Source organism: Serinibacter arcticus (assembly GCF_003121705.1).
GTDB lineage: Bacteria > Actinomycetota > Actinomycetes > Actinomycetales > Beutenbergiaceae > Litorihabitans.
This window is the reverse complement of the sequence record NZ_PYHR01000002.1, coordinates 3063493-3080034: the sequence shown is the minus strand read 5'-3', so window position 1 is coordinate 3080034 and position 16542 is coordinate 3063493. Positions and strand designations below refer to the sequence as shown.

General features: G+C 71.2%; 2 protein-coding genes. Both read right to left on the bottom strand.

Annotated elements, in window-relative coordinates:
* Positions 1 to 95 precede the first annotated feature (95 nt).
* Positions 96 to 16124 carry an Ig-like domain-containing protein gene (locus tag C8046_RS18495; protein ID WP_158277224.1) on the bottom strand — a complete coding sequence of 5343 codons (16029 nt, stop codon included), beginning with the start codon at positions 16122 to 16124 and terminating at the stop codon, positions 96 to 98.
* Complete coding sequence (locus C8046_RS13675) at positions 16121 to 16513, bottom strand: hypothetical protein (protein ID WP_109229926.1); 393 nt, start codon at positions 16511 to 16513, stop codon at positions 16121 to 16123. Before C8046_RS13675 ends, C8046_RS18495 begins: the two co-directional genes overlap by 4 nt.
* Positions 16514 to 16542 lie beyond the last annotated feature (29 nt).

Sequence of the window (16542 nt, the reverse complement as noted above, 5' to 3'; positions counted from 1 at the left end):
CGACGTTCCACCCTCGCACGCCCTGCCGGGACCGGCGAGGCGACGGTGCCGCGACCACCCCGAGGGTGGCCGCGGCACCGTGGGTCGTCCGTCCGTCAGGCCTCGTCGCGGCGGCGACGCGTGATCAGCGTGACCGCCCCGGTCACCAGCAGGGCCGCGGCCAGGCCGGTGAGCGGCCAGGTGTCGGCACCCGTGGAGGGCAGCGGCGGCTTCGGCTTCGGCGGCGTGACCGGCGGGACCGGCGGCGTCGTCGTGAAGGTCACCGTCGCCGTCGCCGGGAGCGACGTCGTCGGGGTGCCCGTGGTCGTCGTGCCCGAGGCCGTGGCCACGTTCACGATCGACCCCGCCGCTGCCTGCGCCGCCGTCAGCACCGTCACCGGAGCCGTGCACGTCATCGACGCGCCGGCCGCCAGCTCGGTGGTCGGGCAGGTCACCACACCGGCCGTCGGGTCGCTCACCGCGATGTCGGAGATCGTGCTGCGGCCCGGGTTGGTCACCGTGATGGTCCACGTGACGGTGTCCCCGGCGTCCGTACGGCCGTTGCCGTTCGCGTCGCGGTACACACCCGACTTCGCCACCGTGAGCGCGTCGTCCGGCGTCACCGGCGTCGTGATCGTGACCGTCTCCGACGTGATCGGCGGGCAGGCCGTCGGGTCGACGAACAGCGGCGCGACGATCGCGAACAGGCCCGCCCGGTCGCCGTCGCCCTCCATCGGGCCCGTGCACTGCGGGGTCCCGACGGCGGACGCCGCGTTGGTCACGCCACCCACCTCGGCGTCGGCCGCGGTGATGGTGTGCGGCACGTCCGCGGTGCAGGTCGTGGACTCGCCGGCCATCAGCGTGGTGGCCTCGCAGGTCACCGCACCGATCATCGGGTCGTTCACCGCGACGTCGAGCAGCTCGACCGCACCGGTGTTGGTCACCGTGAACGTGTAGCCGATCTGGTCGCCGATCCCGAGGATCCCGTCACCGTCCACGTCGATCGGCACCGCGGTCTTGACGACCTCGATCCCGGTCGGCGCCACCGTGACCGTCACCGTGGTGCTCGCGCACACCGGCTCCGGGGTCGAGGTGTCGCACACCTGGTAGGTGAACGTGTCCGTGCCCGTGAAGCCCGGGTTCGGGGTGTAGTCGATCGAGCCGTCCGGGTTGACGGTCGTCGTGCCGTTCGCCGGCCCGTCCGTGACCACGACCGAGGACGGGTCGAGCGGGGCGCCGTCGGGGCTGGTCGTGTCGTTCCCGATCACCGGGATCGTCACGCCGTAGTCCTGGACCGTCGTCGCCGTGTTCGGGTTGGCCACGACCACGTTCGGCACGGTCACCGTCACGGTCCCGGTCGCGCAGACCGGGGTCGGCGACGAGGTGTCGCAGATCGTGTAGGTGAACGTGTCCGTCCCCGAGGTGCCCGGGGTCGGGGTGTAGGTCACCACACCGGTCTCGGGGTCGACCGTCACCGTGCCCTTGGTGGGCGGCGTGACGATCTCGACGGAGGTCGGGTCGAGCGGCGTGCCCGTGCCCGAGGTGTCGTTGTCCCCCACCGGGATCTCGACCGCGGTGCCCGGGGGCGTCGTGGCGGAGTCCGGGTTGGCCGAGACGGCGTTCTGACCCACCGTGACCGTGACGGTCGCGATGTCGCAGACGGGCTCCGGCGTCGAGGTGTCGCACACCTGGTAGCTGAAGACGTCCTCACCCGAGAAGCCCGGGGTCGGGGTGTAGGTCACGACGCCGGTGACCGGGTCGACCGTGACCGTCCCGTTGGCCGGCTCGGCCGTGATCGTCACCGAGGTCGGGTCCAGCGGGGCGCCGCCGAGGCTGACGGTGTCGTTGCCGATCACCGGGATCGGCACGCTGCCGTTCTGCGGCACCGAGGCGACGTCGTCGACCGCGGTCACCGTGCTGGGCACCGTGACCGTGACCGTGGTGCTCGCGCACACGGGGGTCGGCACCGAGGTGTCGCAGACGGTGTACGTGAACGTGTCCGTCCCCGAGGTGCCGGGCGTCGGCGTGTAGGTGACGACTCCGGTGACCGGGTCGACCGCGACGGTGCCCTTGGTCGGCGGGGTCGTGACCTCGACCGAGCTCGGGTCGAGCGGCGCTCCACCCGGGGTGACGGTGTCGTTGGTCAGGACCGGGATCGCCACCGGGGTGCCCGGCGTGGTCGCGGCCTCGTCCGGCGTCAGAGTCAGCGTGTTCGGCGGCACGGTCACCGTGACCGTGGCCGTGTCGCACACGGGCGTCGGCGTCGAGGTGTCGCACACCTGGTAGCTGAACGTGTCCTCGCCGGAGAAGTTCGCCCCCGGCGTGTAGGTGACGTCGCCCGTGACCGGGTCGATCGTGACCGTCCCGTCGGCCGGCGGCGTCGTCACCGACACCGAGGCCGGGTTCAGCGGAGCGCCGCCGTCGGCGACCGAGTCGTTCCCCACGACCGGGATCACCACGGGGGTGTTCTGCGGCGTGGTCGCGACGTCGTCCACCGCGGTCACCGTGCTGACGACCTCGACCGTCACCGTGGTGCTCGCGCACACCGGCGTCGGGACCGAGGTGTCGCACACCTGGTAGGTGAAGGTGTCCGTGCCCGACGTGCCCGGGTTCGGCGTGTAGGTGATGTCGCCCGTGACCGGGTCGACCGTCACCGTGCCCTTGGTCGGCCCCGCGGTGACCGCGACCGTGGCCGGGTCCAGCGGAGCTCCACCCGGGGTGATCGTGTCGTTGCCCAGGACCGGGGTCGTGACCGGGACGCCCGGCGTCGTGTCGGACGCGTCCGGCAGCGCCGTCACCGTGTTCGCCGGCACCGTGACCGTGACGACGGCCGTGTCGCAGACCGGCGTCGGGGTCGAGGTGTCGCACACCTGGTAGCTGAAGGTGTCCGTGCCTGAGAAGTTCAGGTTCGGCGTGTAGGTGATGACTCCGGTGGCCGGGTCGACCGTCACCGTCCCGTTGGCCGGAGCCGTCGTGACCGCGACCGAGGCCGGGTCGAGCGGGGCGCCACCGGCGGAGACGGTGTCGTTGCCCAGGACCGTGATGCCCACCGGGGTGTTCTGCGGCGTGGTGGCCTCGTCGTCCACGGCGGTGACCGTGCTGATCACCTGGACGGTGACGGTCGCAGTCGAGCAGACCGGCGTCGGCACCGAGGTGTCGCAGACGGTGTAGCTGTAGCTGTCCTCGCCCGACGTGCCCGGGTTCGGGGTGTAGGTGATGTCGCCCGTCCCGGGGTCGACCGTCACCGTGCCCTTCGTCGGCGGCGTCGTGATCGTCACGGTCGCCGGGTCGAGCGGAGCGCCACCCGGGGTGACCGTGTCGTTGTCCAGCACCGGGGTCGTGACCGGGGTGGCCGGGGTGGTCGAGGCCTCGTCCGGCACGGCCGTGACCGTGTTCGGCGGCACCGTGATCGTCACCGTCGCCGTCGCGCAGACCGGGTCCGGGCTCGAGGTGTCGCACACCTGGTAGGTGAAGACGTCCGTGCCGGAGAAGTTCTCCGCCGGCGTGTACGTGATGAAACCGGTGACCGGGTCGACGGCGGTGGTGCCGTTCGCCGGGGCGACCGTCACCTCCACCGAGGCCGGGTCCAGCGGGGCCCCGCCGTCGGCGACCGTGTCGTTGTCGAGCACGTCGACGGCGACCGGGGTGTTCTGCGGCGTGGTCGCGGCGTCGTCCACCGCGGTCACCGTGGTGATCACGTCGATCGTGACGACCGCCGTCGAGCACACCGGCGTCGGCACCGAGGTGTCGCAGACCTGGTAGGTGTACGTGTCCGTGCCCGAGGTGCCCGGGTTCGGCGTGTACGTGATGTCGCCCGTCTCCGGGTCGACCGTCACCGTGCCCTTGGTCGGCCCCGCGGTGACCGTGACCGAGGCCGGGTCCAGCGGGGCCCCGCCCGGGGTGATCGTGTCGTTGCCCAGGACCGGGGTCGTGACCGGGACGCCCGGCGTCGTGTCGGACGCGTCCGGCAGCGCCGTCACCGTGTTCGGCGGCACCGTGACCGTGACGACGGCGGTGTCGCAGACCGGCGTCGGCGTCGAGGTGTCGCACACCTGGTAGCTGAAGGTGTCCGTGCCTGAGAAGTTCAGGTCCGGCGTGTAGGTGATGACTCCGGTGGCCGGGTCGATCGTCACCGTCCCGTTGGCCGGCGGCGCGGTGACCGCGACCGAGGCCGGGTCCAGCGGAGCCCCGCCGGTGGCGACGGTGTCGTTCGCCGTGACCGCGATCGGCACCGCGGTGTTCTGCGGCGTCGTGACCGAGTCGTCGATCGCGGTGACCGTGTTCGCCACCTCGATCGTGACCGTCGCCGTCGCGCAGACCGGCTCCGGGGTCGAGGTGTCGCACACCTGGTAGGTGTACGTGTCCGTCCCCGAGGTGCCCGGCGTCGGCGTGTAGGTGATGTCGCCCGTCTCGGGGTCGACCGTCACCGTGCCCTTGGTCGGCGACGTCGTGATCGTCACGCTCTCCGGGTCGAGCGGAGCTCCGCCCGGGGTGACCGTGTCGTTGCCGAGGACCGGCGTGGTGACCGGCGTGCCCGGCGTCGTGGTGTCGGTGTCCGGCACGGCCGTGACCGTGTTCGGCGGCACCTTGATCGTCACCGTCGCCGTGTCGCAGACCGGGGTCGGCGTCGAGGTGTCGCACACGGAGTACGTGAAGGTGTCGGTTCCGGAGAAGTTCTCCGCCGGCGTGTAGGTGATCTCGCCCGTGGCCGGGTCGATCGTCACGGTGCCGTTGGCCGGGTCGACCGTGACCGTCACCGAGCTCGGGTCGAGCGGGGCGCCGTCCGTGGCGACCGTGTCGTTGCCCAGCACACCGACCGTGACCGGGGTGTTCTGCGGCGTGATCGCCCCGTCGTCCACGGCCGTGACCGTGTTCACGACGGTGACCGTCACGACGGCGGTGGCGCAGACCGGGTCGGGCGTCGAGGTGTCGCACACCTGGTAGGTGTACGTGTCGGTGCCCGACGTGCCCGGGTTCGGGGTGTAGGTGATGTCGCCCGTGACCGGGTCGACCGTGACCGTGCCCTTCGTCGGCGGGACGGTCACCTCAACCGTGGCCGGGTCCAGCGGGGCCCCGCCCGGCGTCGTGGTGTCGTTGCCCAGCACCGGCGTGGTGACCGGGGCGCCCGGCGTGGTGGTGGCGGTGTCGGGGTTGGCCGTGACCGTGTTCGGCGCGACCGTGACCGTCACCGTGCCCGTGTCGCAGACCGGCGTCGGCGTCGAGCCGTCGCAGATCTGGAACGAGTAGGTGTCCTCGCCCGAGAAGCCGGGGTTCGGGACGTAGGTGATGGCACCCGTGGCCGGGTCCACCGTGGTGGTGCCGTTGGCCGGCTGCGTCGTGACGGCGACCGAGGCCGGGTCGGGCAGCGAGCCGCCCGGCAGGACGGTCGTCGGGGTGACGACGTCCGTGGTCACCGGGGTGTTCTGCGGCGTCGTCTCGGTCAGGTCCGGAGCGACGATCTCGTTGACGACCGTGATCGTCACCGTGGACTCGTCGCAGACCGGGGTCGGCGTCGAGGTGTCGCAGACGGAGTAGGTGTAGACGTCCTCGCCCGAGAAGCCCGGGTTCGGCGTGTAGGTCACCGTGCCGGTGGCCGGGTCGACCGCGGTCGACCCGTTCGCAGGCAGGATCGTCACCGTGACGGTGGCCGGGTCCAGCGGGGCCCCCGTCGTGGAGTCGTTGGCCAGGACCGGCGTGGTCACCGAGGTGGCAGGCGCCGTGGTGTCCACGTCGGGCGTGAGGGTGAGCTGGTTGGGCTCGATCGTCACCGTGACCGTCGCCGTGTCGCAGACCGGGGTCGGCGTCGAGGTGTCGCAGATCGTGTACTCGAAGGTGTCCGTCCCCGAGAAGCCCGGGTTCGGCGCGTACGTGATCTCACCCGTGAGCGGGTTGACCGTCGTGGTGCCGTTGGCCGGCGCCGTGGTGACCTCGACCGAGGTCAGGTCGAGCGGAGCGCCGCCGTCGGCGACCGAGTCGTTCCCCGGCACGTCGATCACGACCGCCGTGTTCTGCGGCGTGCTGGCCGAGTCGTCCTCGGCGACGACCGTGCTGACCACCTCGATCGTGACGGTGGTGCTCGCGCACACCGGCGTCGGGACCGAGGTGTCGCACACCTGGTAGGTGTACGTGTCCGTTCCGGAGGTGCCCGGGTTCGGCGTGTAGGTGATGTCGCCCGTGGCCGGGTCGACCGTCACCGTGCCCCTGGCCGGCGGGGCGGTCGCGGTGACCGAGGCCGGGTCCAGCGGGGCGCCGTCAGTGGTCACGGTGTCGTTGGCGAGCACCGGCGTCGTCACCGGGGTGCCCGGTGTCGTCGTGTCGGTGTCCGGCACCGCGGTCACCACGTTGGCCGGGACCGTGATCGTGACCGTGGCGGTCACGCACACCGGATCCGGCGTGGAGGTGTCGCAGACGGAGTAGGTGAAGCTGTCCGTGCCCGAGAAGTCCTGGTTCGGGGTGTAGACGATCTCACCCGTCACCGGGTCGACCTCGACCGTGCCGTTGGCCGGCGCGGTCGGGATCGTCACCGAGGTCGGGTCCAGCGGAGCCGCCCCCGGGGTGACCGTGTCGTTGCCGAGCACGTCGATCGGGGCCGACGGCGTGTTCTGCGGCGTCGTCGCGCTGTCCGGGACGGCCGTGACCACGTTCGGGACCGTGACGGTCACGGTGGCCTCGTCACAGACCGGGGTCGGCGTCGAGGCGTCGCACACGGAGTAGGTGAAGGTGTCCGTGCCCGAGAAGCCCTCGTCCGGCGTGTAGGTGATGGTGCCGTCGGGTTTGACGACGGCGGTGCCACCGGCCGGGGCGTCGACGATCGTGACCGTCGTCAGCGGCGTCCCGGTGGAGCTCGAGTCGTTCTCGAGCACCGGGATCGTCACCGGGGTGACGGGCTGGGTCGTCGCGGAGTCGTCGTCGGCGACCACGATGTTGGCGCCCACCTCGACCGTGACCGTGGCCGTGGCCGTGTCGCATACAGGCGTCGGGTCGGACGTGTCGCACACCTCGTAGGAGTAGGTGTCCGTGCCCGTGAAGCCCGGGGTCGGGGTGTAGGTGATCGACCCGTCCGGGTTGACCGTCACGGTCCCGTTCTCCGGGTCCGTGGTGATCGTGACCGAGGCCGGGTCGAGCGGCGCGCCACCGGGGAGGACCGTGTCGTTGAGGATCACCGGCGTGGTGACGCTGCCGTTCTGCTCCACCGTCGCGGTGTCGTCGGTCGCGACGACGACGTTGACGACGTCGATCGTCACCGTCGCGGTGTCGCAGACCGGGTCCGGGGTCGAGGTGTCGCAGATGGTGTACGTGTAGCTGTCGGTGCCGGAGAAGCCGGCGTCCGGCGTGTAGGTGATCGTGCCGTCGCCGTTGGCGACGACCGTCCCGTTGGCGGGCTGCGTCGCGACGACGACGGAGGCCAGGTCGAGCGGGGCTCCGCCCGGCGTGACCGTGTCGTTGGTCCAGACCGCGGTCGTGACCGGGGTCTGCGGCGTCGTGGTGTCGGCGTCGTCGACGGCGGTGACGACGTTCTCACCGATCGTCACCGTCACCGTCGCGGAGTCGCACACCGGGGTCGGCGTCGAGAGGTCGCACACCTGGTAGGTGAACGTGTCCTCGCCCGAGAAGCCCGGGTTCGGCGTGTACGTGACGGCCCCCGTGGTCGGGTCGACCAGCGTGCTGCCGTTCGCCGGCGGGGTGGTCACGGTGACCGAGGCCGGATCGAGACCCGGACCGCCGTCGAGCTGGGTGTCGTTGCCCAGCACCGGGACCGAGACCGGGGTGTTCTGCTCGGTCGTCGCCGTGTCGTCCACCGCGTCGACCTCGTTCAGGACCGTGACCGTGACGGTCGCCGTGAGGCAGACCGGCGTCGGGGTCGAGATGTCGCAGACGGAGTAGACGAAGGTGTCCACCCCCGCGAACCCGTCGTTCGGCGTGTAGGTGACCAGGCCCGAGACCGGGTCCACGTCGACCGTGCCGTTGGCCGGCTGCGTCGTGATCGTCACCGACGTCGCGTCCAGCGGCGCGCCCGTGGCGGAGTCGTTCTCGAGCACGTCGATCTCGACCGGGGTCGCCGGCGGGGTCGTCGCGGCATCGTCGGCCACGGTCAGCTCGTTGGGCTCGACCGTGATCGTCACCGTGGCCGTGTCGCAGGTCGGGGTCGGCGTCGAGAGGTCGCAGACCGTGTAGGTGAAGGTCTCCGTGCCTGAGAAGTTCGTGTTCGGGGTGTAGGTGATGAGGCCGTCATCGTCGACCGTGACCGTGCCGTTGGCCGGAGCGGTCGTGGTGATCGAGGCCGGGTCCAGCGCCGGTCCCCCGGTGCTGACGGTGTCGTTGCCGAGCACCGCCACGTCCACCGGGGTGTTCTGCGGCGTCGAGTCGGCGTCGTCGTTCGCGACGACGGCGTTGGTCACCGTCACCGTCACCACGGTCGTGTCGCACACCGGGGTCGGGTTGGAGGTGTCGCACACCGTGTAGGTGTAGGTGTCCGTCCCGGCGAAGCCGGGGTTCGGCGTGTACGTGATCGACCCGTCCGGGTTGACCACCGTCGTGCCGCCAGCCGGGGGCGTCGTGACCGCGACCGAGGCCGGGTCCAGCGGAGCACCCGTCGGGGAGACCGTGTCGTTGTCGAGCACCGTCGTCGTGACCGGGGTGACCGGCGTCGTGAGCGCCGTGTCCGGGTTCGCCGTGACGACGTTCGCCGGGACGGTGACCGTGACGGTCGCCGTGTCGCACACCGGCGTCGGGACCGAGACGTCGCACACCGTGTAGCTGTAGGTGTCCGTGCCCGAGAAGCCCGCGTTCGGGGTGTAGGTGATGGCGCCCGTGGCCGGGTCGACCGAGGTCGTCCCGTTCGCAGCGGGCGTCGTGACCGTGACCGACGCCGGGTCGAGCGGCGCGCCGTTCGGCAGCACGGTGTCGCCGTCGAGCACCTCCGTGGTGACGGGCGTGTTCTGCGGCGTCGTGGCGGTCTCGTCGTCCGCCGTCACCACGTTCGGGGAGACGGTCACCGTGACCGTCGCCTCGTCGCACAGCGGCGTCGGGCTCGTGTCGCAGACCGTGTAGGTGAACGTGTCCGGACCCGAGTAGTTGGCGTTCGGGGTGTACGTGATGATCCCGGTCGCCGGGTCGATCGTGACCGTGCCGTTGGCCGGGCCGGTGCCGATCGCGACCGTCGCGGGGTCGAACCCGACGCCGGTGGTGGTGTCGTTGGCGAGCACCGGGATGTCGGTCGCGGTGTTCTGCGGGACGGTCGCGGTGTCGTCGTTCACCTGGATGATGTTGTCCACCGTGATGGTGACGGTGGCGGTGTCGCAGACCGGCGTGGGCACCGAGAGGTCGCAGACGGAGTAGACGAACGAGTCGGTGCCGGAGAAGCCGGGGAGCGGCGTGTAGGTCGCGACGCCCGTGGCCGGGTCGATCACGAGGGTGCCGTTGGCCGGGGCCGTCACGAGCTCGACCGAGGCCGGGTCCAGCGGCGCGCCCGTCGGCGACACCGTGTCGTTGTCCAGCAGGTCGATGTCGACCGGCGTGACCGGGCCGGTCGTCGCCGAGTCGTCGACGGCGTCGACCGTGTTCGCGGGCACCGTCACGGTGACCGTCGCCGTGTCGCACAGCGGCGTCGGGTCGGAGGTGTCGCAGATGGAATAGGTGAAGGTGTCCGTACCGGAGAAGTTGAGCGCCGGCGTGTAGGTGATCTCACCCGTGACCGGGTCGATGTCGACCGTGCCGTTCGCCGGGGCGTCGACGATCGTCACCGAGCCCAGGTCGAGGGGGGCGCCGGCCGAGCTGTCGTTCGCGGGGACGTCGATCGTCACCGGGGTGTTCTGCGCCGTGGTCGCGTCGTCGTCCTCGGCGGTCACCGCGCCCTCCACCGCGACCGTGACGACGGCCGTGTCGCACACGGGCGTCGGGGTCGAGGTGTCGCACACCTGGTAGGTGAAGGTGTCGGTGCCCGAGAAGCCCGGGTTGGGCAGGTAGGTGATCACACCGTCCACGATCGTCACCGTGCCGCCGGCCGGCGGGGCGGTGACGGCCACGGACGCCGGGTCCAGCGGGGCGCCGTTCGGCAGCACCGTGTCGTTGTCGACGACGGCGATGTCGACGGGCGTGCCCGCCGGCGTGGTGGCGGCGTCCGGCTCGGCCGTGACCGCGTTCGGCTCCACCGTGACCGTCACGACGCCGGTGTCGCACACCGGGGTCGGGGTCGAGGTGTCGCAGATCGAGTAGGTGTAGGTGTCCGTGCCGGAGAAGTTCGGGTCCGGCGTGTAGGTGATCTCACCCGTGAGCGGGTCGATGTCGACCGTGCCGTTGGCCGGACCGGTCGGGACCGTCACCGACGCCGGGTCCAGCGGGGCGCCGTTCGGCGAGGTCGTCGCGAGGTCGACCGGGCTGGTGGTGACCGGCGTGTTCTGCGGCGTCGTCTCCGTGGCGTCCGGGGCGTCGACCACGCTGACGATCGTGACCGTCACCGTCGCGGAGTCGCACACCGGGTCCGGCGTCGAGCTGTCGCACACCTGGTAGGTGAACGTGTCCTGACCCGAGAAGCCCGGCTCGGGCGTGTACGTGATCGAGCCGTCCGGGTTGACCAGGGTCGTGCCGTTGGCCGGCTGCGTCGTGACCGCGACCGAGGCCGGGTCCAGGGGCGAGCCGTCCGGCGTCACCGTGTCGTTGCCGAGCACGTCGACCGTCACCGGCGTCGCCGGCGTGGTGGTGTCGACGTCCGGGAACGCCTCGACGGCGTTGGGCACCGTGACCGTCACCGTGGCGGTGTCGCACACCGGGGTCGGGGTCGAGGTGTCGCAGAGCTGGTAGACGTACGTGTCCACCCCGGAGAAGCCCGGGTCGGGCGTGTAGGTGATCGTCTGGTCGTCGTTCACGACGACGGTGCCGTTCGCCGGCGGCGTCGCGATCGTGATCGGCGCGAACGGCTGGCCGGTGCTCGAGGAGTCGTTCTCGAGCACGGTCGTGGTGACGGGGGTCGCCGGCGCCGTGGTGGCGGAGTCGTCGGCCGCCGTCACCGTGTTCGCGCCGACCGTGACCGTGACGACTCCGGTGTCGCACACGGGCGTCGGGAGCGAGGAGTCGCACACCGAGTAGACGAACGTGTCCGTGCCGGAGAAACCGGGGTTCGGGACGTAGGTCGCCAGACCCGTCGTCGGGTCGAAGGTCACGGTGCCGTTGTCGGGGCCGTCGGTGATCGTGACCGAGGCCGGGTCCAGCGGCGAGCCGCCGGCCGTGATCGTGTCGTTGGACAGGATCGGGATCTCGGCCGGGGTGTTCTGCGGCGTCGAGGCCTCGTCGTCGACCGCCGTCACCGTGCTCGGCACCGTGATGGTGACGGTCGCGGTGTCGCAGATCGGCGTCGGGGCCGAGGAGTCGCACACCGAGTAGGTGTAGGAGTCCGTGCCCGAGAAGCCCGCGTTGGGGGTGTAGGTGATCGTCCCGTCCGGGTTCGCCGTGGCCGTGCCGTTGAGCGGCGCGGTCGTGATCGCGACCGAGGCGGGGTTCAGCGAGCCGACCGGGCTGACGGTGTCGTTGGCGAGCACGGTCGTGGTCGTCGGCGTGGCCGGCGGCGTGGTCGTGACGTCGTCGTTCGCGGTGACGACGACGACCGGCTGCAGCGGGGCGACGGCGCAGCCCGCGGGCGTCCCGGTCGCGGTGCACGTGGCCGGGTTCGGCGGGGTGGTGCCGCCCGTCGGGTCGACGGCCGCCTTGTTCTGGACGGTCGTGCCGCCCGCGGCCGCCGTGACGTTCACGGTGAGCGTGAGCGGGACGGAGGCCCCGACGGCGATCGGACCGGGCACGGCGCACGTGACGGTCTGGCCGGTCGCGGTGCACGTGGCGCCGGTCGCCGAGGCGTAGGTCAGGCCGGCCGGGAGAACGTCGGAGACGGTGGCCGACGGCGAGGCTGCGGTGCCGGTGTTGGCGACCGTGAGCGAGTAGGTCGCGGTCTGACCGACGATGAGCTGGGCCGGGTTCGACTTGGTCAGCGACAGGTTCGGGAAGGCCAGGACCGTGATGCCCGGGGTGACGGCGCAGCCGGCGGGGGTGCCGGTGGCGGAGCAGGTGGCCGGGTTCGGCGGCGTGGTGCCACCGGTCGGGTCGACTGCGGCGCGGTTGGACGCGATCGTCCCGCCCGAGGCGAGCTGCGGCGTGACGTTCATCGTGAACGACGCCGTCCCACCGCTCGCGGCGATCGGACCGGGCACGGTGCACGAGACGACGAGGCCGGTCGCGAGGGTCCCGCCCGTCACCGAGCAGGTCGCACCGGCGGCGGAGTTGAAGGCGATGTTCGGCGGGAGGACGTCCACGACGGTCGCGTTCGGCGAGGCGTTGAGGCCCGTGTTGGTGACGGTGAACGAGTAGTTCGAGGCCACGCCGACCTGCAGGCTGGCCGGGTTCGTCTTGGCCAGGCCGAGGACGACGTTCGGGGCGACGACGACGGCGGGCGTGATCGCGCAGCCGGCGGGCGTGCCGTTGGCCGTGCACGTGCTGGGGGCGACCGGCGTGCCACCTGTCGGGGAGACCGACGCCCGGTTGATCACGGAGGTGCCGGACGAGGCCGCGGTGGGGGTCGCGGTGATCGAGAAGCTCGCAGTCCCCCCACCGGCGGCGATCGGACCGGGCACGAGGCAGGTCACGACCTGGCCCGCGGCGACCGTGCCCGTGGGGACGCAGGTCGCACCCGACGCCGAGCTGAAGGCGGCGCCTGCCGGAAGCTGGTCGACGACCGTGACGCTGGCCGGCGACGGACCTGTCCCGGCGTTGGTGACCGTGAGGTTGTAGGTCGCCGGTGTACCCACGGCGAGCGTGGGGGGACCTGTCTTGGCCAGACCCAGGTTCGGGACCGATGGCGCGTTGGTGAACGTGCAGAGCACGTCCTGCCCGGTCGTGGCCGGGCCTGTGAACGTGAACGAGGTTCCGGTGCCTCCGAGCACCGGCGCGTTGCCGTTGGCGCGGTCGATGCACTGGTAGCTGCTGGCGTAGTTGCCGAGCACCGTCGTGCCCGCCGCCGTCTCCGACAGCGTCTTGGTGGCACCGGGGAGGACGAGCACGGGACCGGCGACCACCGGCTGGACACCGGTGGCTCCGCCCGAGGTCGTGACCGTCTGCGTCGTGGCACCGGTGGCCGCGATCGAGAGACCGAACTGGTCGCCGGCGAGAACCCGGGCGGGGATGTTCTTCTGCAGCGAGATCGTGGTCGGGTAGGAGCAGGAGCTCAGGTCGGTGCCGACCACGGTGGCGCCGAGCGTCTGCGTCCCGACCAGCGCACCCGTCACCGGGTTGAACTTCCAGAGGTAGGACTGCCCCGCGCCGGTCTGGACCGTCGACTGGACGTAGAAGAAGCCGTCCTCGCCGAAGGCGATGCCGTTGTAGGAAGCGAGAGCGTGGGCCTGGATCACGGCCAGCGTCGTCGAGGCCACGGCCCCGGTGCCGGCCGTCGTCGGCACGGACGCCGCCGGCACCATGGTGATGTCGGTGTTGCGCAGCAGCACGAGGTCGCCGCCGGCGGTGAACGCGTAGTCACCGTTGGCGTTGCCCGCGGGAGCCGAGACCACACCGACCTGGACCGTCGTGGACGTCGCCGGGTCGAAACGGTAGAGCCCCTGCCCGGCACCGACTCCGCCGAAGTAGAAGGAGCCGTCGAGCGGGTTGATGGCACCGCTGGTCCGGGCGGCGCTGGCGGGGAGCGTCGTCGCGTAGTCCGTGTAGGTGTCGGTCACGGGGTCGTACCTCGTGACTCTCACCGTGCCGGTCGCGCCGGTGACGGTGGTGAAGTAGGCGGCTCCGCCGCCAGACGTGATCGCGAGGCTGTTCGCGAGGGCCGTGGTACCCGCGTACAACGCCGGCAGCGTGTCGACCAGCGTGCCGGCCTGGCTGGCCGTCGTGCCGATCGTCGAGGTGGCGTAGGAGCGGATGTCCGTCGTGCTGATCTGGTAGAGCGTCGCGCTGCACTGGAGCGGCTCACCGATCACCGTGACAGCCTCCGTCACCGCACAGCCCGCGGAAGGGGCGCCGTTCGCGGTGCAGGCGCTGGGGAGCGACGTCGTGCCGCCGAGGACGTCGACCACGGCGCGGTTGACCACGGAGGTGCCGACCGCCGCCTGGTTGGGGGTCACGACGAGACCGATGTTCGCGGTGCCACCGTTCGCAGCGATCGGTCCGGCCACCGTGCAGGTGACCAGCTGGCCCGCCGCCACCGTTCCGGAGGCGGTGCAGGTCGCACCGGTGGCAGACGTGTAGGCCACGTTCGGCGGGAGCTGGTCACGCACCTGGACCGCCGACGCGGGCTGCTGCCCACTGTTGGTGACCGTGAGGCCGTACGTCGCCGGCGCGTTGACGAGCAGGCTCGTCGGCGCGGTCTTGGCCAGGGTGAGGTTCGGGGCGTTGGGACCGTTGGTGAAGGAGCAGACGATCTGCTGACCGCTCGCGGTCGCCGGGAACGGCCAGGTGAAGCTGGTGCCGTTGCCGGAGGCGACCACGGCGTTGCCGTTGGCCGTGTCGACACACTGGTACGTGGTGGCGTAGCGGGCCAGAACACCCGCGCTCGAGGTCTCGGCGAACGTGTAGGTCGCTCCGGGGAGACCCGGCAGCGGCCCCAGGACCGTGGCGCCGGTGCTCAGGGTCTGGACACCGGTTGCCGTCCCCGAGGTGGAACCGGTGGGGGGCGAGGTGACACCGGTCGCGCTGAGCGAGAGCGTGAACTGGTCGGTGGGAAGCGTGCGTCCCGTCACCACCTTGGAGACGCCGACCGTGGGTGACTTGGCGCACGAGCCGAGGTCGTTGAACGTCCCACCCGGCGTGTTCGTCCCGGCCGTCGCGCCCGAGAGCGGGTTGTTGCGGACGATCTGGCTGCCGCTGTTCGTGTAGAGGAAGCCGTCGCTCGCGAAGGCGATGCCGTCGCTGGTGCCGATGGTGCTGGCGCTGATCACGCTGGAGCCCGTGAGCTGGGCGGTGGAGGCCGTGGTGCGGACGTTGCCGGCGGGGACGATCGTCAACGTCGTGTTGCTCAGGATGACCATGTCGCCGTTGCCGGTGAACGTGATGTCGCCGTTCGCTCCCGCCGATCCTGGTGAGGTGCCGATCTGGATCGTCGTGCCCGTGGTCGGGTTGTACATGTAGAGAGCGCTGCCGCTGCTGACGCCACCGAAGTAGTAGTAGCCGTTGACCGGGTTCACGGCTCCGGCAACCCTGCTGGCCGGGGACACGCCCGCCGGGGCGTAGGTGAAGGGGGTCGCCGAGCCGGCGGTGTAGGTGATGATCGCCGTCCCGGTCACCCCGGTGACGGTCCCCGCCCAGTAGCCCTTCGTACCGTCCGGGGATACACCGAAGGCGTTCGCGGACGTCACGGCAGCCGGGAAGTTGGCGAAGGTCGTGTTCGTGGCACCCGCACCGACAGCCGAGGCCGCGACCGAGACGATGATGCTGCCGTCGTCGGAGCGGTAGAAGGTGTCGTTGCACTGGAAGACGCCCCCCAGGACGGTGACGATGTACGTCGAGGTGGCGGTGCTCCCGGCCGAGTCGGTGATCCGGTAGGAGACCGGTGGAGCGACACCGACGAAGCCTGCTGCGGGGGTGAACGTCACCACGCCGTTCGACATCGTGTAGGTGCCGGCGGTGTTCGTGACGGAGGAGGTCGGGTTCCCGGCAGCGTTCAGCAGCGTCGTCGAGCCGGCCGTCAGGGGGAGCCCCGTCGCCGGGGTGTCGTTGGTCAGGACGTTCGTGGTGGCCACCTGGCCGGCGTTGATCGTCGCCACGTCGGGGTTGGCCACCGGCATCGGCTGGTCCTGGAGGGTGACGTGGAGCCGGATCGTGTCCTCGGAGCCGGCGGACCAGGTACCACTCCCCGCCGTCTGCGAGATTCGCTGACCGAGGTTGAAGGTCACCGTGCTGAAGGTGCCGTTGAGCTGGACGGAGCCGCACCCGGCGAATCCGTCGACCGAGTTGCCGTCGAAGACGTTGCACTCGGTGCTGGGGCGAGCGGTCGTGGTGCGGAGCCGGGTGTCGGAGGTGTCGATCGTGAGGTTGGTGGCGCCTGCGGAAGGAGCCCCGAACGTGATTCCGGGCGTGGCGATCGTGAGGGTGCTGCCGAACTGCGCGCTGCCGGTACTCGAGTTGGCACCGAAGCCGGCGACGTTCAGTACCGGATTGGTCACCGGACTCGAGAACGAGATGGTGATGGTGCCCCGGTTGTCGCACTCGACGAACGCAGGCGACCGGGGCACCCGGTGGGCGCGACCTCGAACTGCTTCGCGGACGGATTCGTCGTGAGGTTCGGGGTGAAGGTTGTGGAGGCGGCCCCGGTCCACGGCCAGGTGTCGAGCGCGGGGGCCATCACGGTGTTGCCACCGCTGGCCGAGTAGGTCGCCACGACGTTCGGCGTGTTCGCCTGGGTGAACGTCTGCGAGTTCGCGTTCGGGACGCCGACGGTGGCGAACCGGAACGCGAACGCCGGGACCATCTGCAGCAGCAGCGCCAGCACCACGCCCGCGACGATCCACGGGCGGCGGCGACGGGTCGCCAGAGACTCAGCCTTGTCCTTCATGTCCAGACTCCCCTCAGAGTCCGGTCACC

Coding starts and splice junctions, on each gene's coding strand:
- C8046_RS13675 (WP_109229926.1), bottom strand. CDS start 16,513: ATGAAGGACAAGGCTGAGTCTCTGGCGACCCGTCGCCGCCGCCCGTGG.